The 20,101-nt window shown below is 69.0% G+C and carries 24 protein-coding genes; 16 read left to right on the forward strand and 8 right to left on the reverse strand.

Annotation, left to right across the window (positions count from 1 at the left end):
* Entirely contained in the window at positions 1-522 is a 522-nt protein-coding gene (locus tag AC1Q5A_RS13675) for a DUF6630 family protein (protein ID WP_492701490.1), read from the forward strand.
* Between the two features lie 159 nt (positions 523-681).
* On the opposite strand, the gene AC1Q5A_RS13680 is transcribed toward AC1Q5A_RS13675, so the two are convergent.
* Positions 682-1,623 carry a LysR family transcriptional regulator gene (locus tag AC1Q5A_RS13680; RefSeq protein WP_492701492.1) on the reverse strand — a complete coding sequence of 314 codons (942 nt, stop codon included), beginning with the start codon at positions 1,621-1,623 and terminating at the stop codon, positions 682-684.
* Positions 1,624-1,776: 153 nt separating this feature from the next.
* On the opposite strand from AC1Q5A_RS13680, the gene AC1Q5A_RS13685 reads away from it, so the two are divergent.
* The 12 genes from AC1Q5A_RS13685 (at position 1,777) to AC1Q5A_RS13740 (ending at position 12,534) form a co-directional block, all read left to right on the forward strand.
* Positions 1,777-2,970: a muconate/chloromuconate family cycloisomerase gene (locus tag AC1Q5A_RS13685; RefSeq protein ID WP_492701494.1), complete on the forward strand. Its 1,194-nt coding sequence runs from the start codon at positions 1,777-1,779 to the stop codon at positions 2,968-2,970.
* 2 nt (positions 2,971-2,972) lie between these two features.
* Complete coding sequence (gene catC / locus AC1Q5A_RS13690; protein WP_492701496.1) at positions 2,973-3,263, forward strand: muconolactone Delta-isomerase; 291 nt, start codon at positions 2,973-2,975, stop codon at positions 3,261-3,263.
* A gap of 55 nt (positions 3,264-3,318) precedes the next feature.
* Positions 3,319-4,245: a catechol 1,2-dioxygenase gene (catA, locus tag AC1Q5A_RS13695; protein WP_492701498.1), complete on the forward strand. Its 927-nt coding sequence runs from the start codon at positions 3,319-3,321 to the stop codon at positions 4,243-4,245.
* A 73-nt stretch (positions 4,246-4,318) separates the two neighbouring features.
* Positions 4,319-5,698, forward strand: coding sequence for a Rieske 2Fe-2S domain-containing protein (locus tag AC1Q5A_RS13700; RefSeq protein WP_492701500.1), 1,380 nt, complete (start codon positions 4,319-4,321; stop codon positions 5,696-5,698).
* The gene (gene benB / locus AC1Q5A_RS13705; RefSeq protein ID WP_492701502.1) at positions 5,689-6,192 is read left to right on the forward strand and encodes a benzoate 1,2-dioxygenase small subunit; all 504 of its coding nucleotides are present in this window, start codon (positions 5,689-5,691) and stop codon (positions 6,190-6,192) included. Before AC1Q5A_RS13700 ends, benB begins: the two co-directional genes overlap by 10 nt.
* Positions 6,193-6,222: 30 nt before the next feature.
* Positions 6,223-7,254 (forward strand): benzoate 1,2-dioxygenase electron transfer component BenC, encoded by a 1,032-nt coding sequence (gene benC, locus AC1Q5A_RS13710; protein WP_492701504.1) that lies wholly within the window; start codon positions 6,223-6,225, stop codon positions 7,252-7,254.
* Complete coding sequence (locus tag AC1Q5A_RS13715) at positions 7,254-8,039, forward strand: 1,6-dihydroxycyclohexa-2,4-diene-1-carboxylate dehydrogenase (RefSeq protein WP_492701506.1); 786 nt, start codon at positions 7,254-7,256, stop codon at positions 8,037-8,039. The genes benC and AC1Q5A_RS13715 overlap by 1 nt, the downstream gene beginning before the upstream one ends.
* Positions 8,040-8,102: 63 nt before the next feature.
* On the forward strand, positions 8,103-8,966 hold the full coding sequence (locus AC1Q5A_RS13720) for a CoA transferase subunit A (protein ID WP_492701508.1): 864 nt from the start codon (positions 8,103-8,105) through the stop codon (positions 8,964-8,966).
* A complete protein-coding gene (locus AC1Q5A_RS13725; RefSeq protein WP_492701510.1) occupies positions 8,963-9,745 on the forward strand; it encodes a CoA-transferase subunit beta in 783 nt (260 codons plus the stop codon). Before AC1Q5A_RS13720 ends, AC1Q5A_RS13725 begins: the two co-directional genes overlap by 4 nt.
* Positions 9,745-10,953, forward strand: coding sequence for a 3-oxoadipyl-CoA thiolase (gene pcaF / locus AC1Q5A_RS13730; protein WP_492701512.1), 1,209 nt, complete (start codon positions 9,745-9,747; stop codon positions 10,951-10,953). Before AC1Q5A_RS13725 ends, pcaF begins: the two co-directional genes overlap by 1 nt.
* Positions 10,954-10,961: 8 nt before the next feature.
* A complete protein-coding gene (gene pcaD / locus AC1Q5A_RS13735; protein WP_492701514.1) occupies positions 10,962-11,756 on the forward strand; it encodes a 3-oxoadipate enol-lactonase in 795 nt (264 codons plus the stop codon).
* Between the two features lie 25 nt (positions 11,757-11,781).
* Positions 11,782-12,534 (forward strand): HAD family hydrolase, encoded by a 753-nt coding sequence (locus AC1Q5A_RS13740; protein WP_492701516.1) that lies wholly within the window; start codon positions 11,782-11,784, stop codon positions 12,532-12,534.
* Positions 12,535-12,558: 24 nt separating this feature from the next.
* Here the strand turns inward: AC1Q5A_RS13740 and AC1Q5A_RS13745 are convergent, their stop codons facing one another.
* The gene (locus AC1Q5A_RS13745; RefSeq protein WP_492701518.1) at positions 12,559-12,813 is read right to left on the reverse strand and encodes a hypothetical protein; all 255 of its coding nucleotides are present in this window, start codon (positions 12,811-12,813) and stop codon (positions 12,559-12,561) included.
* A 65-nt stretch (positions 12,814-12,878) separates the two neighbouring features.
* On the opposite strand from AC1Q5A_RS13745, the gene AC1Q5A_RS13750 reads away from it, so the two are divergent.
* A complete protein-coding gene (locus AC1Q5A_RS13750) occupies positions 12,879-13,337 on the forward strand; it encodes a putative toxin-antitoxin system toxin component, PIN family (protein WP_492701520.1) in 459 nt (152 codons plus the stop codon).
* A gap of 63 nt (positions 13,338-13,400) precedes the next feature.
* Positions 13,401-13,589 (forward strand): CPXCG motif-containing cysteine-rich protein, encoded by a 189-nt coding sequence (locus tag AC1Q5A_RS13755; protein WP_492701522.1) that lies wholly within the window; start codon positions 13,401-13,403, stop codon positions 13,587-13,589.
* Between the two features lie 94 nt (positions 13,590-13,683).
* On the opposite strand, the gene pncA is transcribed toward AC1Q5A_RS13755, so the two are convergent.
* Positions 13,684-14,340, reverse strand: a complete 657-nt coding sequence (gene pncA, locus AC1Q5A_RS13760; RefSeq protein WP_492701524.1) for a bifunctional nicotinamidase/pyrazinamidase — start codon at positions 14,338-14,340, stop codon at positions 13,684-13,686.
* A 106-nt stretch (positions 14,341-14,446) separates the two neighbouring features.
* Between pncA and AC1Q5A_RS13765 the strand changes: the two genes are divergently transcribed.
* Positions 14,447-14,833 (forward strand): hypothetical protein, encoded by a 387-nt coding sequence (locus tag AC1Q5A_RS13765; RefSeq protein ID WP_492701526.1) that lies wholly within the window; start codon positions 14,447-14,449, stop codon positions 14,831-14,833.
* A gap of 6 nt (positions 14,834-14,839) precedes the next feature.
* On the opposite strand, the gene AC1Q5A_RS13770 is transcribed toward AC1Q5A_RS13765, so the two are convergent.
* The 5 genes from AC1Q5A_RS13770 to AC1Q5A_RS13790 all read right to left on the reverse strand — a co-directional run bounded on the left by AC1Q5A_RS13770 (position 14,840) and on the right by AC1Q5A_RS13790 (position 19,864).
* Positions 14,840-15,622 (reverse strand): carboxylesterase family protein, encoded by a 783-nt coding sequence (locus AC1Q5A_RS13770; protein WP_492701528.1) that lies wholly within the window; start codon positions 15,620-15,622, stop codon positions 14,840-14,842.
* Between the two features lie 25 nt (positions 15,623-15,647).
* Entirely contained in the window at positions 15,648-17,030 is a 1,383-nt protein-coding gene (gene cls, locus AC1Q5A_RS13775) for a cardiolipin synthase (RefSeq protein WP_492701530.1), read from the reverse strand.
* Between the two features lie 30 nt (positions 17,031-17,060).
* Positions 17,061-18,428, reverse strand: coding sequence for an FAD/NAD(P)-binding protein (locus AC1Q5A_RS13780; RefSeq protein WP_492701532.1), 1,368 nt, complete (start codon positions 18,426-18,428; stop codon positions 17,061-17,063).
* Positions 18,429-18,459: 31 nt separating this feature from the next.
* Positions 18,460-19,038, reverse strand: a complete 579-nt coding sequence (locus AC1Q5A_RS13785; RefSeq protein ID WP_492701534.1) for a cysteine dioxygenase — start codon at positions 19,036-19,038, stop codon at positions 18,460-18,462.
* Positions 19,039-19,210: 172 nt separating this feature from the next.
* A complete protein-coding gene (locus tag AC1Q5A_RS13790; RefSeq protein WP_492701536.1) occupies positions 19,211-19,864 on the reverse strand; it encodes an energy transducer TonB in 654 nt (217 codons plus the stop codon).
* Positions 19,865-20,101 lie beyond the last annotated feature (237 nt).

Here is a 20,101-nt window from a genome sequence, read left to right on the forward strand (position 1 = left end):
ATGCGCGACGACGACGATTTTGACGACGACCGCGAGGTCGACGGCGACGATGATTCGGTCGAAGCCCTGGTCTGGCAGTTGCTGCTGCTGATCAATCCCGGCGACGAGGAGACCGCGCTGCAGCAGTTCGGCGAATATCGCGAGGCGCTCGCCGAAGACGGCGACGCCGAGCCGGTGGCCCTGATCGCGCGGGTGATCGACTGGCGCTCGGGCTTCATGGTCGCCGAGGATGATCTGCGCTCGCTGGTGCAGGCGCTGGACGAACTCAGCGCGCGCTGGAACCTGTCGATCGACTGGGCGGGCGATCCGGACGACGACGACTATTTCGACGATACCGATGCCGGCAGCCTGCTCGGCATCGCCTACGACCGCCTGGCCGAATCCGGCTATACCTTGTGGACGTGGGAAACCGACGACGATTCGTACGCCGGCTGGATCACCCTGACCCGCGACAGCGAACCGATGCGCGAACTGGCCGCCGCGTTGCACATCAACCTGCGCCTGGGCAGTGACGCAAGTTGAGCCCAGCGATGGGGCAAGTTGCAGCGAAGCGGGCTGAGTACTTGGGGTGGTGCAGGGTGCGGCATCAACGGCCGGTTCCGACAGGCAACGGGCTCCGGGGCATTCCATGCTGCGGCTGATCGGCCGGAATGGCGTGCCGCGCAGCCGCCGGTCGTGCGCTCAACGAGGCGGCTTGATATCGGGAAACATGATCCTGGAATCGTGCAGCCATCCCGGCTCTTCCTTGTACATCTCGCGGACGATGTCCTTGATCGTCTCGATGTAGTCGGACTGGTCGTTGGCCCGATGGATCATGATCAGCGGCGAGGTCGCGTCTTCGTCGTCGATGTCGCGGTAGTGGATGTCGTGGCGCAGCGCCTGGGCCGAGGCTGGCACCACGCACAGGCCGACCTCGGCTGCGACCAGTCCCAGTGCGGTCTGCAGCTCGCGCACTTCCTGCACTTCGCCCGGGCGCACGCCGCGGTCGGCGAGCAGCGACAGTACGGAGTCGGCGAAGCTGGGGCGTGGCTCCTTCGGATAGACGATCAGGTTCTGCTGGGCGAGCGCATCGATCGGTAGCGGGCCTTCGCCTGCGGACAGTGGGTGGTTGCCGGGTATCGCCAGCACCAGGCGTTCCTCGCGCATGATCACGCGCTCCACTGCCGGGTCCGGCACGCGGATGCGGCCGAATCCCACGTCGATGCGGCGATTCTTCAGCGCCTCGGTCTGTTGCGCGGAGAGCAGCTCCACCAGCTGCACGTCCAGGTCCGGATACCGCTGGCGCAGCCGCCGCACCACCAGCGGCAAGCCGCCGTACAGGGTGGAGGAGACGAAGCCGATCGACAGCACGCTGCGCTCGGACTTGCCCAGCCGCCGCGTTGCCAGCCTGGTCTGTTCGATGCGGCCGAGGATCTGCAGCGCCTGCTCGTAGAAGTAGCGCCCGGCGTCGGTGAGCTTGAGCGGACGGCTGCTGCGCACCAGCAGCTGCACGCCGAGGTCGTCCTCCAGCTGCTGGATCTGCCGGCTCAGCGGCGGCTGCGCGATATGCAGCAGTTCGGCCGCGCGGGTGAAGTTGCGCTCGCGTGCCACGGCGACGAAGTAGCGGAGTTGACGGAGGTCCACGCAGGCGCCTGCGACTAATGGCTATCCAGGGTATGTTGCAGTGCAGCTAAGTCATGAAAACCAAGGCTTGCGGGGGGAACTATACCGTACAGGTATCAAGCGAGACTGTAACAGTCTTGGACCGTGCGTGCCGATCGTACGAAGAATCGGCCCATGCACATCACCCCTGCTCATGTTCCGAACCAGGCGCCGCGCATCGAGCGCGTCGAGACCCTGCTGCTCGACATCCCGACCATCCGTCCGCACCGCATGTCGGTGGCGACGATGCATGCGCAGACCCTGATGATCCTCCGCCTATGGTGTTCGGACGGCATCGTCGGCATCGGCGAAGGCACCACCATCGGCGGCATGTCTTACGGCCCGGAAAGTCCGGAAGGCATCAAGCTCACGATCGATACATACATGGCGCCGCTGCTGAAGGACGGCGATCCGACCCGCGTGCGTGCGCTGATGGCGAAGATCGGCAAGCTGGTGAAGGGCAACCATTTCGCCAAATGCGCGGTGGAAACGGCGCTGCTGGATGCGCAGGGAAAACGCCTGGGCGTACCGCTCTCCGAGCTGTTCGGCGGTCGCCTGCGCGATCGCCTGCCGGTGGCGTGGACGCTGGCCTCGGGCGATACCGCGCGCGACCTCGCCGAAGCCGAGCGGATGCTGGCCGAGCGTCGCCACAACGTGTTCAAGCTGAAGATCGGCATGCGCCCGGTGCCGGACGACGTCGCGCACGTGGCGGCGATCAAGCGCGCCGTCGGTGACCGTGCCAGCGTGCGGGTGGACGTCAACATGGCGTGGAGCGAAACCGACGCGGTGCGCGGCCTGCCGGCGCTGGCCGACGCCGGCTGTGATCTGGTCGAACAGCCGACCGCGAATGCCGCGTCGCTGGCGCGGCTGACTCGGCGCTTCCCGATCGCGGTGATGGCCGACGAGTCGGTGCAGGGTCCCGAGACCGCCTACCAGCTGGCCTGCGCGCGCGCCGTCGACGTGTTCGCGGTGAAGACCGAGCAGGCTGGCGGCCTGTTCGCGGCGCAGCGCGTCGGCACGATCGCCGATGCCGCCGGCATCGAGTTGTACGGCGGCACGATGCTGGAGGGGCCGGTCGGCACCGCGTCCGCCGCGCATGTGTTCAGCACCTTTCCGAACTTGCAGTGGGGCACCGAGTTGTTCGGACCGCTGCTGCTGACCGAGGAGATCCTGGTCGAGCCGCTCGCCTACAGCGACTTCCAGCTCACCGTTCCCACCGGTCCCGGTCTCGGCGTCGTGCTGGACGAGGACCGCGTGCAGTTCTTCCGCCGCGATGCCGCGCACCGCACCGTCAGCGTGCCTGCCGGCACCGTTACCACAGGAGTCTGAGCATGCTTTTCCATGTCCGCATGGATGTGCGCATCCCGCACGACGTACCCGCCGAAACCGCGGCGAAGCTGAAGGCCGACGAGAAGGCGCGTTTCCAGCAGCTGCAGCGCAGCGGCCAGTGGCGCCACATCTGGCGCATCGTCGGGCAGTACTCGAACGTCAGCGTGTTCGACGTCGCCGACGGCAGCGAACTGCACGACCTGCTGCTGTCGCTGCCGCTGTTCCCCTACATGGACATTGCCGTGATGCCGCTGTGCCGGCATCCGTCGTCGCTGCACGACGACGACCGCTGATCCCGACCGCACAGATCGCCATCCAGTCAACACCGAACGAGAGAGAGCCGACACCATGAGCGTCAAGACCGTCCCAACTTCCGAGGTCCAGGACTTCCTGAAGGTCGCCAGCGGCCTGCAGTCCGTGGCAGGTACTGCCCGCGCCAAGCAGATCGTGCATCGCGTGATGAGCGACCTGTTCCAGGCGATCGAGGACCTCGACATCACTCCGGACGAGTTCTGGAGCGCGGCGAACTACTTCAACCAGCTCGGTGCTTCCGGCGAAGCCGGCCTGCTGGCTGCGGGCCTCGGCTTCGAGCGCTTTCTCGATATTCGCATGGACGCCGCCGATGCCGCCGCCGGCATCCAGGTCGGCACGCCGCGCACGATCGAGGGCCCGCTCTACGTCGCCGGTGCGCCGATCTCGGACGGCGTGGCCCGTCTCGACAGTGACGCCGACGAGGGCCAGGTGCTGATCATGCACGGCACCGTGCGCGACCTCGCCGGCAGGCCGCTGGCCAACGCGATCGTCGACGTGTGGCACGCCAACAGCAAGGGCATGTACTCCTATTTCGATGCGTCGCAGAGCGCGTTCAACCTGCGTCGCCGCATCCGCACCGATGCGCAGGGTCGCTACGAGTTCCGCAGCATGGTGCCGAACGGCTATGGCTGTCCGCCGGACGGTCCGACCCAGGCGCTGCTGGACTTGATCGGCCGTCACGGCCAGCGCCCGGCGCACATCCATTTCTTCGTCTCCGCCGACCAGCATCGTCACCTCACTACCCAGATCAACATCGATGGCGACGCCTATCTGCACGACGATTTCGCATTCGCGACGCGCGACGAGCTGATTCCGCCGGTCCGGCGGATCGATGCGCCGGAGGCGATCAAGGCGCGTGGACTGGATGCGCCCTATGCCGACATCGAGTTCGACTTCGTGCTGACTCCGCTCACCACGGTGGTGTCCGAGCAGGTCGTGCAGCGTGCACGCGCGGCGGCCTGACCCGGCGACGGCACTTTCCCACCCATGCCGCACCGGTCGCGTACGACCGGGCGGCCAGATGCGAGTTCAAGTCATGGTCCAGCCCATCATCGAGACACTGCAATCGGCCTTGATCGAGGACGCGGAGGCCGGCGTTTATCGCGTCCGCCGCGACATCTTCACCGACCCGGACATCTTCGAGCTGGAGATGCGGCACATCTTCGAAGGCAACTGGGTATACCTGGCGCATGAAAGCCAGCTGCCCGAGCCCAACGACTACCTCAGTACCTGGATCGGTCGCCAGCCGGTGGTGATCACGCGCGACAAGCAGGGCGAGCTGCATGCGCTGATCAATGCCTGTGCGCATCGCGGCGCGATGCTGTGCCGGCGCCACCGCGGCAACAAGGGCAGCTTCACCTGTCCGTTCCACGGCTGGACCTTCAGCAACAGCGGCAAGCTGCTCAAGGCCAAGGACGCCAAGAGTGGCGCCTACCCGCCGAGCTTCGATGTCGATGGCTCGCATGACCTGAAACGCGTGGCGCGTTTCGCCTCCTATCGCGGCTTCCTGTTCGGCAGCCTCAACGCCGACGTGCTGCCGCTGGAGGAGCATCTCGGCGAGACCCGCGTGATCATCGACCAGATCGTCGATCAGGCGCCGCACGGGCTGGAGGTGCTGCGCGGCAGCTCGTCCTACACCTACGACGGCAACTGGAAGCTGCAGGCCGAGAACGGCGTCGACGGTTACCACGTCAGCTCGGTGCACTGGAACTACGCGGCGACGATGGGCCGGCGCAACTACGACGAAGGCGGCACCCACGCGGTCGATGCCAACGGCTGGTCGAAGGGCGTCGGAGGCGTCTACGGATTCGAGCATGGCCACCTGCTGCTGTGGACCCGGCTGCTGAACCCCGAGGTGCGCCCGGTGTACGCCCATCGCGAGCGTCTCGTGGCCGAACTCGGCGAGCAGCGCGCCGACTTCATCATCAACCAGACGCGCAATCTCTGCCTCTATCCGAACGTCTATCTGATGGACCAGTTCTCCACCCAGATCCGGGTGACGCGGCCGCTCGCCGTCGACAAGAGCGAGATCACCATCTACTGCTTCGCGCCGAAGGGCGAGAGCGCCGAGGCGCGCGCGACGCGCATCCGCCAGTACGAGGATTTCTTCAACGTCAGCGGCATGGGCACGCCGGACGACCTGGAAGAATTCCGCGCCTGCCAGCACGGCTACCAGGGCATCGCCATGCCGTGGAACGACCTCAGTCGCGGCGCCGATGGCCACTGGGTCGAGGGTGCCGACGACAACGCGAAGGCGATGGGCATGCAGCCGCTGATCAGCGGCACGCGTCCCGAAGACGAAGCCTCGTACCTCAGGCAGCATGGCTACTGGGCCGAGTGCATGCGCAAGGCGATCGCCGCCGAGCGCGGCGACGCCGGGCAGGCCGCCGCGGTGGAGGCTGCGCCATGCGTCTGAGCCACGAACAGATCGCCGCCTTCGTCTACCGCGAGGCGCGCCTGCTGGACGACCGCGACTGGGATGCGTGGCTGGCGTGCTATGCACCCAAGGCGGTGTTCTGGATGCCGGCCTGGGACGACGACGACACGCTGACCGCGGATCCGCAGAGCGCGATCTCGCTGATCTACTACCCCAGCCGCGAAGGTCTGGAGGATCGCGTGTTCCGGATCAAGACCGAGCGCTCCGGTGCCAGCCTGCCGGAGCCGCGCACCGCGCACAACATCAGCAACCTGGAAGTGCTGTCGCAGGAGGGCGGGCGCATCGAGCTTCGCTTCAACTGGCACACGCTCAGCCATCGCTACAAGACCACCAACAGCTACTTCGGCACCTCGTTCTACACCTTGGACTCGAGCGGGCTGGACACCAGCGGCGGACAACCGCTGATCGTGAGCAAGAAGGTGGTGCTGAAGAACGACTATATCCACCAGGTGATCGATGTCTATCACATCTGACGCGCCTGTCTGCTTTCGTGAGGTGAGCTTGTGAGCTTCCGCATCGCGCTGAGTTTCGAGGACGGGGTGACCCGCTTCATTGACTGCCGGCCCGGCGAATCCGTCCTGGATGCCGCCTACCGGCAGCGCATCAACCTGCCGATGGACTGCTCCGATGGCGTCTGCGGCACCTGCAAGTGCCGTTGCGAACAGGGCGCCTACGATCTCGGCGACGACTACATCGAAGAGGCGTTGAGTGCGGACGAGGCCGGGCAGGGTCTGGTGCTGACCTGCCAGATGAAGCCGTCCTCCGATTGCGTGGTGGCGGTGCCGCAGCCCTCCACCGCCTGCAAGACCGGCACCGCCAGCTTCGAAGCCACCGTGCGGCGCATCGTGCCGCACGGCGACGCGGCGCTGGAGCTGGAGCTGGAGGTGGCCGCCGATGCGGCGGCGCCGGTGTTCCTGCCCGGGCAGTACGTCAACATCGACGTGCCCGGCAGCGGACGGACGCGCTCGTACTCGTTCAGTTCGGCGCCAGGCGTGCGCCGCTGCTCGTTCCTGATCAAGCAGGTGCCGGATGGGCTGATGAGCGGCTACCTGGGCCGCGCGCAGCCGGGCGAGACGCTGTCGCTGACCGGGCCGATGGGAAGCTTCTATCTGCGCGACGTGCAGCGCCCGCTGCTGATGCTGGCCGGCGGCACCGGACTGGCGCCATTCCTGTCGATGCTGGAAGTGCTGGCCGGCAGCGACGGCACGCCACCGGTGCAACTGCTGTATGCGGTCACCCGCGAGCAGGACCTGGTGCTGGTCGAGCAGTTGCAGGCCTATGCCGAGCGCCTGCCGAACTTCCGCTTCGCCACGATCGTGGCCGCGGCGGAGTCGGCGCATCCGCGCAAGGGCTTCGTCACCGACCACCTGGTGGCCGACATGCTGTACGGCGGCACGGTGGACGTCTACCTGTGCGGGCCACCGCCGATGGTCGATGCGGTTCGCCGTCATCTCGCCGAGCTGGGCGTGACCCCGGCCAGCTTCCACTACGAGAAGTTCACGGCCAGCATCGCAAGCGTGAAGGAGGCGGCGTAATGGCCCGCGCCGACCGCTTCAGCGGCAAGAGCGTGGTGGTCACCGGCGCCGCGCAGGGCATCGGTCGCGAGGTCGCGCTCGACATCGCCCGCGAGGGCGGCCGACTGGTGCTGGCGGATCGCGCCGCGTTCCTCGCCGAGGTCGCGGAGGAAGTGCGCGCGCTCGGTGCCGGATGCGTGGCGGTACAGGCCGATCTCGAGACCTATGACGGGGCGCACGAGGTGATGACGGCGGCGATGCGTGCGCACGGCCGCATCGATGTATTGGTCAACAACGTCGGCGGCACGATCTGGGCGAAGCCCTACGAACACTACGAGACGGCGCAGATCGAGGCCGAGATCCGCCGCTCGCTGTTCCCCACGCTGTGGTGCTGCCACGCGGTGTTGCCGGCGATGCTGGCGCAGGGCGGCGGCAGCATCGTCAACGTGTCCTCGGTGGCCACGCGCAGCATCCACCGCGTGCCGTATGCCGCCGCGAAAGGCGGCGTGAACACGCTGACCGCGTCGTTGGCGTTCGAGACGGCCGGCCGCGGCATCCGCGTCAACGCCGTCGCGCCGGGCGGCACCGAGGCGCCGCCGCGCAAGACGCCGCGCAACAGCGCCGCGCCGGATGCGCAGGAAGCCGCCTGGTACCAGGCCATCGTCGCGCAGACCGTCGACTCCAGCCTGATGAAGCGCTATGGCAGCCTGCGCGAGCAGTCCGCCGCGATCCTGTTTCTCGCCTCGGACGAGTCCTCCTACATCACCGGCACCGTCCTGCCGGTCGGTGGCGGCGACCAGGGCTGAGCATGGCTATGTACACCACCATCCCACTTTTCATGGCGGGCAGGACGCCGCTGGAGCTTTACCATGGCTGAAATATGTTCCCTGCGCGAGGCGGTGTCGGGCCTCATCCACGATGGCGACACCGTGGCCATGGAGGGTTTCACGCACCTCATTCCACATGCGGCCGGTCACGAAGTGATCCGCCAGGGCCGGCGCGATCTGTCGCTGGTGCGCATGACGCCCGACCTGATCTACGATCAGCTGATCGGCGCCGGCTGCGCGAAGGCGTTGCGCTTCTCGTGGGGCGGCAACCCCGGCGTGGGCTCGCTGCACCGCCTGCGCGACGCCGTGGAAAAGGGCTGGCCGCGCCGGCTCGATATCCGCGAGCACAGCCATGCGGACATGGCCAATGCGTATGTCGCCGGCGCTTCCGGCCTGCCGTTCGCGCTGCTGCGCGGCTACATCGGCTCGGACCTGCCCAGGGTCAACGACAGCATCAGGTTCATCGACTGCCCCTATACCGGCGAGAAGCTGGCGACCTCGCCGGCGGTCAATCCCGATGTCACCGTGGTCCACGCCCAGCAGGCCGATCGCCAGGGCAACGTGCTGCTGTGGGGCATCCTCGGCGTGCAGAAGGAAGCGGCGCTGGCGGCAAAGAAGGTCATCGTCACCGTCGAGGAAATCGTCGACCGGCTCGATGCCGCGCCCAATGCCTGCATCCTGCCCAAGTGGGTGGTCAGCGCGGTGTGCCTCGTGCCCGGCGGCGCGGCACCGTCCTACGCGCACGGCTATTACGAGCGCGACAACCAGTTCTATCTGGCCTGGGATGCGATCGCGCGTGACCGCGAGCGGTTCACCGCGTGGATCCAGAAACACATACTCGACACCGCGGACTTCGCCGGTTTCCAGCGCGTTCATGCCGAAGGGCTGAGGGAGGTGGCCGCATGAGCAGCTATACCACCAATGAAATGATGACCGTCGCCGCGGCTCGCCGCCTGCCGGATGGCGCGGTGTGCTTCGTCGGCATCGGCCTGCCTTCAACGGCGGCCAATCTGGCGCGGCTGACCAGTGCGCCGAACGTTGTGCTGATCTACGAGTCCGGCCCGATCGGCGCCAAGCCCGACGTGCTGCCGCTGTCGATCGGCGACGGCGAACTCGCCGATACGGCCGATACGGTGGTCTCCACGCCGGAAATCTTCCGCTACTGGCTGCAGGGCGGGCGTGTCGACGTGGGTTTCCTCGGCGCCGCGCAGATCGACCGCTTCGCCAATCTCAACACTACCGTGATCGGTCCGTACGACGCCCCGAAGACGCGCCTGCCCGGCGCCGGTGGTGCGCCGGAGATCGCCGGCTCGGCCAGGCAGGTGTTCATCATCATGCGCCAGTCCACGCGGGCGTTCGTCGGCAAGCTGGATTTCGTCACCTCGGTCGGGCACATGGGCGGTGGCGACGCGCGCAGGCAAGCCGGTCTGCCGGGCGGTGGCCCGACGGTGGTCGTGACCGACCTGTGCGTGATGGAGCCGGACCCGGTGACGCGTGAACTGACCGTGGTGTCGATCCATCCGGGCATCAGCCGCGAGCAGGTCACCGGGGCCACCGGCTGGCCGATCCGGTTTGCCGACAGCGTGGTGGAAACCGCTGCACCGGAAGTTTCCGAGCTGGAAGCCCTGCGCGGGCTGCAGGCCCGTACCGACGCCCACGGCAAGCAGCAAGGGAGTGCCGAATGATGGACGAGGTCTTCATCGTCGATGGCATCCGCACCCCGATCGGCCGTTACGGTGGCGCGCTGGCCGGCGTCCGCGCCGACGATCTCGGTGCCGTGCCGCTGGCGGCGCTGTTGAAGCGCCAGTCGTCGCTCGATCCCGAGCGCATCGACGATGTGTTCATGGGCTGCGCCAATCAGGCCGGCGAGGACAACCGCAACGTTGCGCGCATGAGTCTGCTGCTGGCCGGGCTGCCGGTCGGCGTGCCGGGAGTGACGCTCAATCGCCTGTGCGGTTCCGGACTCGATGCGGTGGGCAGCGCGGCGCGCGCGATCCGCGCCGGCGAGATGGATGTCGCCATCGCCGGCGGCGTCGAATCGATGTCGCGTGCGCCGTACGTGATGGGCAAGGCCGAGGGCGCGTTTGCGCGCAGCCAGCTGATCGAAGACACCACGATGGGCTGGCGCTTCATCAATCCGGCGATGCAGGACCGCTACGGCGTCGAGCTGATGGGCGAGACCGCGGAGAACGTCGCCGCACAATACGGCATCGCGCGCGAAGACCAGGACCGCTTCGCGCTGCGCAGCCAGCAGCGCAACGCGAAGGCGCGCGCCGCCGGTTTCTACGATGACGAAATCACGGCGGTCACGGTGGCGGGCCGCAAGCGCGGCGAGTCGACCCAAGTCACCGTCGACGAACATCCGCGCGGCGACACCACGCTCGATGCGCTGGCCAGGCTCAAGCCCCTGTTTCGCACGCCGGGCACCGTGACCGCCGGCAATGCTTCCGGGATCAACGACGGCGCCGCCGCGCTGCTGCTCGCCTCCGCGGCGGCTGTCGAGCGTCATGGCTTGCGGCCACGTGCGCGCGTGCTCGGCCTCGCCACCGCCGGGGTTGCGCCCACCGTGATGGGCATCGGGCCGGTGCCGGCGACGCAGAAATTGCTGGCCCGCCTCGGCCTCGGCATCCACGATTTCGACGCGATCGAGCTCAACGAAGCCTTCGCGGCGCAAGGGCTGGCCTGCATGCGCCAACTCGGCCTCGCCGACGATGCCGAGCACGTCAATCCCAACGGCGGCGCGATCGCGCTGGGCCATCCGCTCGGCATGAGCGGTGCACGGCTGGCGCTGACCCTGTTGCGTCAGCTCGAAGCCTGCGGCGGCCGGCGCGGCCTCGCCACCATGTGCATCGGCGTGGGGCAGGGCATCGCCCTTGCCATCGAACGCGTATGAGTGCGGCCATGGAAAACCGGTCCGGTTTTGTCGAGGCCAACGGCGTGCGCCTGCACTACCGGACCGATGGCCGCGCCGACGCGCCGTGGCTGCTGTTCTGCAACTCGCTCGGCACCGACCTGACGATGTGGGACCGGCAGATCGCGGCTCTGGGCGAGCACTTCCACCTCCTGCGCTATGACCGCCGCGGACATGGCCGCTCGGCCACGCCGGCCGGTCCGTATTCGATGGAGGCACTGGGCCGTGATGTGCTCGGCCTGCTCGACGCGCTCGGCATAGCGCGTACCCACTTCTGCGGGCTGTCGATCGGCGGCCTGGTCGGCCAGTGGATCGCGCTGCACGCACCGCAGCGGCTGGATCGGCTGGTGCTGTGCAGTACCGCCGCGAAGATCGGCACCGGGGACGGCTGGCGCGCACGCATCGAGCAGGTGCGCGAGCACGGCATGGCGTCGATTGCCGAAGCCACCGTGTCGCGCTGGTTCGAGCCATCGTTCGCGGCGACGCAACCGGCGGCCGTGGCCGACATCCTGGCACGCCTGCAGCAGACCGGGGTCGAGGGTTATGCCGGTTGCTGCGCGGCGTTGATCGACGCCGACTTCCGCGCCGCGCTCGGTCGTATCGACGTGCCGACGCTGGCGCTGGCCGGTCGCGACGACCCGGTCACGACACCGGACGATCTGAGGGCGCTTGCCGCGGGCGTGGTCGACGGTCGCTACGCCGACGTCGCTGGCCGGCATATCTGCAACATGGAATCGGCGGGGCCTTTCGATGATCTGCTGATCCGGTTCCTGACGGCGGCATAACGTCGAGCGCTGCGGCCCGCTATTCTTGGCCTCCGATTCCCTCCGCGAGACGACCATGCTGCAACTGATCGGTTTCGACGGCGACGACACGCTGTGGCACAGCGAGGGCTACTACCGCCAGGCCGGCGATGCGTTCGCCGCCATCATGGGGCGCTACGTGGACCTGGGCGACCAGCACGTGCACGACAGCATGCTGGCCACCGAACAGCGTAACCTCAAGCTGTTCGGCTACGGTGCCAAGGGCATGGCGCTGTCGATGGTGGAGACCGCGATCGCGGTCAGCGACGGCCGCATCAGCGCCGCCGACATCCATCGCCTGGTCGAGCTGGGCAAGGCGGTGCTGCAGCATCCGGTGGAACTGCTGCCCGGCATCCGCGAGGCGGTCGAGGCGGTGGCGGGCAAGTACGAGGTGGTGCTGATCACCAAGGGCGACCTGTTCCACCAGGAGAAGAAGGTGGCCGAGTCCGGGCTGGCCGATCTGTTCCGCCGCATCGAGATCGTCTCGGAGAAGAACGCCGCCACCTATCGCCGCGTGCTGGGCGAGTTCGCGCTGCAGCCGGCACAGTTCGCGATGGTCGGCAACTCGCTGCGCTCGGACATCGAGCCGGTGGTGCGGCTGGGCGGCTGGGGCGTGCACCTGCCGTATCACGTGACCTGGGCGCACGAGCTGGAGAACGGGCTGGACGCCGACGAGCCGCGCGTGCTCACGGTGGATGCGCCGGCAGCGATCCCGGCGGCGCTGGAGCGGCTGCGCGAGCTGGCGAGCGCAGCAGCGTAGGGCGGACATTGTCCGCCGCCGCACCTAGTCGTCGAAGCCGGTATAACCTTCGGGGAACACCGGCGTGCCGTCCGCTTCAAGCCCTGTCATGTCGGCCAGTGCCTTCGCCGCAGCGACCTCGGCAACGTCCTTGTCGCGGAAGCTGCGGTTTTCGCAGATCGAGTAGTACACCGGAAAACCGTGGCGGCGCGGGGTGATCGCCAGCCACGCCGCATAGCGCGAGCCTTCCAGCGTGGCGCCGGAGCGGGCAAGGTAGTCGTTGAACTCGCGCTCGGCCATGGACGACGGTTCCGGTCGGAAAGTGTGCAGTGTATAGCGTGGCCCGCTTGCTTCATCATGCCGCGATGAGTGCCGACCTGTCACCGCCGCCGCGTATCGTGCTGGACACCAACGTGTGCCTGGACCTGTTCGTGTTCCATGAGCCGCAGTCCGCCGCGCTGCACGTGGCGATGCAGTGCGGCACGATCGAAGCCGTCACGCGTGCCGATTGCCGCGACGAGTGGCTGCGCGTGCTGCACTACCCGCAGCTGCCGGTCACCGACGCCACGCGGCCGGCGATCGAGGCGGCGTTCGATGCGCTGGTGCGCTGCCTGCCGGACGAATTCGCCACGGCGCCGGGCGCGGCGCCGCTGCCGCGCTGTGCCGATCCGGACGACCAGAAGTTCCTGGAACTGGCGCGGGCATCGGGCGCGCGCTGGCTGGTCAGCAAGGACAACGAACTGCTGAAGCTGGCCCCGCGCTGCGCACGCGACGCACTGTTCTGGATCGGCCTGCCGCAGGCATGGTCGCTGCGCGAGGCTTGAGCGTCGCATCGCCGCCGCTACGGTGCCGTGGTGTACTTGATGGCCCGCCTGCCGAGATGCGCCATGCTCACCCCGTACACCATCGGCTGCCCGTACTGCGGCGAGCCGGTCGAGATCCTGCTCGACGCCTCGATCCCCAGCCAGCACTACATCGAGGACTGCCAGGTGTGCTGCCGGCCGATCACGCTCAGCGTGGAGATCGACGAAGACGGCGAACCGCAGGTACGCGCCAGCGGCGAGAACGAGGCCTGAAGTTGGCTCCTCCCCCCTGCTTGTCCCAAAGGGACTCCCTGCGGTCGCCACCCTCCCCTGCGTTGCAGGGGAGGGAGCCGAGACCTCCGGTGCCTCACCGTTGCCCGGCGAACGCGGTTGACCCGACGATGCCGATGCCTTGCGCCTGCAGCGCGGCGCGGGTGGTCTCGTCGCCGGCCGGTGTCACCGGGCGGCTGAGGTCCCACAGCACGCTGGCGCGGAAACCCAGTGCCTGCGCGTCCTGCGCGGTCCACAGCACGCACACGTCGCGCGCCAGCCCGCATACGAACACCTCGTCCACGCCGCGCTCGCGCAGCCAGCCGGCCAGCCCGGTGCTGGGGCGCGTGCCGTGCGGGCCGTGGTTTTCGCGGAAGCCGCTGTAGGAATCCACGGCGCTGTCGCTGCCCTTGCGGATCACCGCATCCAGCGCCGACCAGTCGATGCCGGGATGCAGCGCGGCGCCGGGCGTGCCCTGCACGCAATGGTCCGGCCACAGCGTCTGCGGCTGGCCGTACAGCGCGATCTGCTCGAACGGCGCGCGGCCGGGGTGCGAGCCGGCGAACGAGACGTGCCCGCGCGGATGCCAGTCCTGGGTGGCCACCACGTGGCGGAAGCGGCGCGCGCGCAGCAGCGCATCGATGCCCGGCACGATCGCGTCGCCCTCGTGGCAGGCCAGCGTGCCGCCGGGCATGAAGTCCGGCTGCACGTCGACCACGATCAGTGCGGCGTGCGGCGAGAGTGGCTGGTTCATGGGCTGACTTGTGCGGATGCTCCGGCGAAGTCTAGCGCGCGGCGCGCCATCCGCGGCGATGCCGCATAATGCGCGATGCAGTGGCAACGCGGTTCAGGGGTGCGCGATGCAGTACGACCAGTCGTGGATGGGTTACGGGATCGTCGGCGGGATCCAGGCCGGCGCGATCGCGGCAGCGGCGGGGCTGCTGCTGTTTTTCGTGATCCATTGGCTGGGCCGGCGCAACGGCTGGAGCTGGGGCCCGCAGATCGGCTGGTCGTTCCTGCTGGCGACCGCACTGGCCGCCAGCGGCGATCTGTGGAACCTGTTCTATTTCAATTACGGCCGGCTGCAGTCGCTGCAGCTGCTGAAGGTGAAGCTGGCCGAGGTGCACGACCCGGACCATATCGGCCTGCGCGCATTGTGCGAATTGCTGGGCGTGGTCGCCGGTGTCTACGTCGGCTGGGCACTCGCCAGCGGCGACTGGCGCCGGCGTTTCGGCGGGCGCCGCTAGCGTCGGTCAGCGCGCCGGCAGGTGGTGCGCGAACATCCACGGCCACAGCTGCGCGGTGGCGTAGGCCATCGGCCAGGAGACGTGGCCGACGCCGGGGAATTCGGTGTAGCGCACCTCGTTGCCGCGTGCCTGCAATGCCGCGTGCATGCGGTGGGATTCCGCCGGCGGCACCACGTCGTCGGCGGCGCCGTTGAAGATCCACACCGGCAAGCTGCCAATGTGCACGGCGATCCAGGCGTAGGGATCGGCCATCCCGGCGGGAATGCCGTCGACCTGCAGCCGGTCGCTGTCGTTGGGCTGGGCGATGCCGCCGCAGATGATGGCCGCGGCGGCGAACCGGCCGGGATGATCCACCGCGATCTGCCATGCGCCGTAGCCGCCCATCGACAGGCCGGTGAGGTAGAGCTGCCGGCGATCGCCGTGCCATTCGACGACGCTGTCGTCGAGCGCCTGCAGCGCCATCCGCTCGATCTCGCCGTGCCACGCGGCGCCCTCCGGCGCCTGCGGGATCACCACCACCGCATGGAAGTCCTTGCCGTGTTCGCGCAGCCATGGCGGCAGGCCCTGGCCAAGCTGTTTCCGGTTGTCGCTGCCGCGCTCGCCGCTGCCGTGCAGGAACAGCACCACCGGCCAGTCGCGTTTGGCCGTCCAGCCGTCCGGCACGAACACCTGGTAGCGGTAGGTGGTGCCGTGCAGTTCGAGCGAGCGCTCGACGAAGCGTGGCGGTTCGCCGGCGTGTACGGCCAGGCTCAGGGTCATCAGGCAAAGCAGCAGGGCGAGCTGGCGCATGGAAGGGTGCTCCGGGGCGATGTGCTTACAGCAGCGGGTCGAACAATCGTGCCACATGCATCGCCACCCGGCCCAGGTAGGGCGTATCGCGGTACTCGCGCTCGTCGATGGCCTTCGCGCGGGTGAAGTCCGCGTTGAGCATCGCCGCGACCTCGGCGGCGAAGGCGTGGTCGACGGCGAGGGCGGCGACCTCGAAGTTGAGCCGGAACGAGCGGCTGTCCAGGTTCAGGCTGCCGATCGCGGCGGTGTCGCGGTCGATCAGCAGCGCCTTCTGGTGCAGGAAGCCGGGCTGGTAGCGGAACACCCGGATGCCGGCGCGCACCGCAGTGTAGGCGTGCAGGGTGGAGGCGAGGAACACCGTGCGGTGGTCGGGCCGCGAGGGGATCAGGATGCGCACGTCCACCCCGCGCAGCACCGCCAGCTGCAGCGCCGCGCGCACCGCGTGGTCGGGCACGAAGTACGGCGTGCTCAGCCATACGCGCTGGCGCGCCGCGTTGATCGCGGCGGTGAAGAACAACGAGCCGGTTTCCTGCGGGTCGGCCGGGCTGCTGGCCACCACCAGCGCGCTGGCGTCGCCGTCGGCGGGCGGCGCCGGCGGCAGCGGCAGCGGCGGCGGCGCTCCGGTGATCCAGCGCCAGTCCTCGGCGAACAGCTGCTGCAGGTCGGCCACCGCCGGCCCGGACAGTTCCAGCTGGGTGTCGCGCCACGGCGCCAGCGGCGGCTTCAGGCCAAGGTATTCCTCGCCCACGTTGAGCCCGCCGACGAAGCCGCGCGTGCCATCCACCACCACGATCTTGCGGTGGTTGCGGAAGTTCAGCTGCAGGCGGTTGCGCCAGCGATGGGTGGCGAAGCGGTGGATCGCCACGCCGCCGGCGCGCAGTTCGTCGATGTAGCGCTGCGGCAGGGCGTGGCTGCCGATGCCGTCGAACAGCACGTACACGCATACGCCGGCCGCGGCGCGCTGCAGCAGCACCTGCTGCAGGCGCCGGCCCAGCGTGTCGTCGTGGATGATGAAGAACTGCACCAGCAGGCAATGTTCGGCCGCGGCCATCGCCGCCAGCATCGCGTCGAAGGCGGCGTCGCCGTCGATCAGCAGGCGCAGGCGGTGGCCGCTGCGGAACGGCCGGCCCTGCAGCGCGCTGATCGACGCGTAGCGCTCACACGCTGGGTCGGCCGCCGCCGCGGTGCCTGCGGCGGCGGCCGTCGGGTGCGCCCGCGGGTGTCCGATCCGATAGCCGAGGAAGCGGCTGGAGCCGAGGTAGAGGTACGGCAGCAGGGTGACGTACGGCAGCAACAGCAGGCCCAGGGTCCAGCCGATCGCACCTTGCGGCGTGCGCGTGTGCATCACCGCGTGCATCGCCGCAAGCATGCCCAGCAGGTGCAGCAGCACGACGCAGGCGGCGATCATCGCGGGCACCCGGAGGTCACGGCCGGGCGCTCAGCCGCCCAGCAACCGGTCCGCGAGATTGCGGGCCTGCTGGCGGATTTCCGGCATCGCGGTGGATTCCCACAGTGTGCCGCGCAACAGGCTGCCGATGGCGAACAGGTGGGGCCAATGCTGGCCGTCGTGTTGCAGGCGGCCGTCCTGGTTTGCCGCCATGCCGAGGCCGAGCGGATCGGGCACGATGTGCGCATTGGTGAGCAGTTGGCTGACCAGGCGGTGGTTGCTGCGGCGCACGTCAGTATCCAGGCCGACGGTCTGGATCACCAGGTCGGCATCGAGCACCTGGGTTGCGCCGGCGTGGCGGATACCCAATTGCAGCGCGTCGCCGGCGGCCTCCACCGCGTGCACGCGCCCGCGCCGGCGTTGCAGCCGGCCCTGCTGCTCCAGGGCGGCGATGGCTTCACCCACCAGCGGCGGCATGCGGTGGCGCACGCGTTCCCACGCCCAGCGCGCGTGGCGCATGAAGCGCGCGCGCTGCTCCGCCGACAGCTCGGCCCACAGGCCGGGCAGGTGCGGCCGCAGGCTGTCGACGACCGGGCGCCATTCGGTGCCTTCCTGCGCGATCGTCTCGCGCAGCAGGTGCATCCAGCGGCGGATCTCCGGTGCGTCGCGCATCGCCTCGACCAGTTCGGTGCCGTCCCCCGCCGGCGTGCCGGCGGCGTGCAGGTGCGCCTCCGGAAAGTGGCCGTGGCGCGAGACCGCGATCAATTCGGCCTGCGGCCAGCACGCGGACAGTTCCAGCACCACGTCGACCGCGGTGAGCCCCAGGCCGATGATCACCACCTTGCGTGGCGGCGGTTGCAGCTCGTCGAGCCGGGCCAGCAGTCGCCATGGATCGACCTCGTAGCGGCCGCTGGCCAGCGCTTCGGCGCCGACTGCGGCCAGCGGCTGCGGCGGCAGCGCGCCCAGCGCCAGCACGGCCGCGTCCGCCCGGTGACTTTCCTCGCCGTGGATCACGGTGACGCCGCCCGCTTCGGGCACCAGCGCGTCGACCGCGAACGGGACGATGTTGACGTGGTGCCCATGCACCTTGCCGTGTTGCAGCGCACGCGCCACCTCGGCTTCCAGGTAATCGCCGTAGCGGCGGCGCGGCAGGAAGTCGGTGCCGGCAGTGGCGGGATCGTCGCGCTGCACGAAATCCAGGAAGCCGCGCGGCCTGCCGGCGAACATGCTCATCGAGGCCGCGCGCACGTTCAGCAGGTGGCGCTCCGACGTGGTGGCATAGGCCACCCCGCGCGCGGGAGTGCCGCCGCCGGTGAACCAGTCCAGCTGCAGCGGTTGCGGCGACGCGCGCTCCAGCAATTCGCTGAGCAGGGTGGCGGCGGCGGCTCCGCCGCCGATGATGGCGACCCGTCGAAACATGGAACTCCCCGTGCGTGTGGTGTCGGGCGGGTCAGCCGGGCAGGCGGCCTGCGAGGGCGCTGCGTCGCGGCAGCGGCGCGCTCCACTGTCCGGTGGCTTCGGCCCGCTCGTAGGCGGAGTACTCGGCGAGGTTGCCGCCGTAGACGTGGAGCGACAGCGCTGTCTCGTGCCGCGACAGGTTGCGGCAGCGGTGCGCGTGGTGACGGTCGCCCTCGAACCAGGTGCCGTCGCCGGGGCCGAGCCAGTCGCGGCCGCGCAGGCGCAGATCGCCGGTGCTGGCGTCGCGGTGGTACGAATGCACCTCCAGCGCACCCACCAGGGTCATTTCCAGGCCCCACAGGCCGGCATGGTCGTGTACCGGGGTGACGTGGTTCGGCGGCCACGCCAGCACCAGCACGCTGACCGGCGGCCGGCCGCGCTCGGCCAGCAGCCAGCGTTCGAGGCCCTGTTGGCGGCTGCGCAACGAGGCCAGCCGGGTGGCCAGCGACAACGCATCCTGATGTACCACGCGTCCCAGTTCGCGCGCCATCAAGGCGAGGTCCGGTTGCTCGGTGGTGTGCTCCAGCGCGATCGCGCGCAGGGTATTCAGGATGTTCTTGTGCTTGCCCATGCGTGGAACCCGGCAGGGTGAGTGGGCGCCAGTGGAGCATGCGTATCGTTAAAGGCACGTAAGCCGGCGAGCCACCCGGCAGGCTCCCGCGCGGGCCTCTGGAAGCGGGGTTTTCGCCATGGCGAAAAGGCCCGGCCGGCATGGTTGCCGGCCGGGCACCCGCGTCAGGATGTCATTCGCGCAGGCTGAACGCCACTGGCACCCGCGCCCAGGCGCGCACGGGCCGGCCGTCCACCACCGCGGGCCGGAACAGCCAGCCGGCCAGCACCTGTTCGACCGCGCTGTGGTCGAGCAGCAGGTAGCCGCTGCCATGCTCCACCAGCACCTGTACCGGCTTGCCGGTTTCGTCCACCAGTACCCGCAGCAGCACGGTGCCTTGCATGCGCTGCTGCAGGGCGCGGGTGGGGAAGCGCAGCGGGGCCGAGCGGTAGGCCAGGCTGGCCTCGACCGGCGCAGCCGCTGCCGGGCCGGGCGTGGCAGCGGTCGGCAGCAGGGTCGGGGCCGCCGGCGGCGCGGCGACGTTGCCTTCGGTGGTGGGCACAGCGGCCGGCGGACTGCTCGGCAGCGGCCGCGGGTGCGCAACGGGCGCGGCGGGCGGATGCGGCAGGGGTTTCATCACGATCGGCGGCAGAGGCGGTGGCGGTTTCGGTTCGTCGAAACGGAGCGTGGGTATCGGGTTGATCCGTTCGATCGCGTGGAAAAACGCCGGGGCGCTGGGGCGCGAGGCGATCACGATCACGGCGAGGTTGAGTGCGATCGCCGCGCTGATGGCGGCGATGCGGTCGGGGTGGGGACGATGAGCTACGGCCAGGCTTGCGGACGACATGGCGACCTCCTGACAGCGATGGCTGGATGCGTCCATGCACGCTGCGCGGGGCGCAGGGGGAATCGTGGGGACGCGTCTGCAGGCTATGCCCGGCGCAAGTTTCCGCGCAAGTGGCCGTCCAGAAGGCTATCCGTCGGAGGGTGGTTCCGTGCGCCGCCCGCCTCGGCAGGCGGCCGTGCGGAAGGATCGGTGCGGCCCATCGCGAACGGGTTCCGGCTGCCATCACGGACAGGCGCG

The organism is Rhodanobacter sp. GW835-FHT13D09 (genome assembly GCF_058793995.1).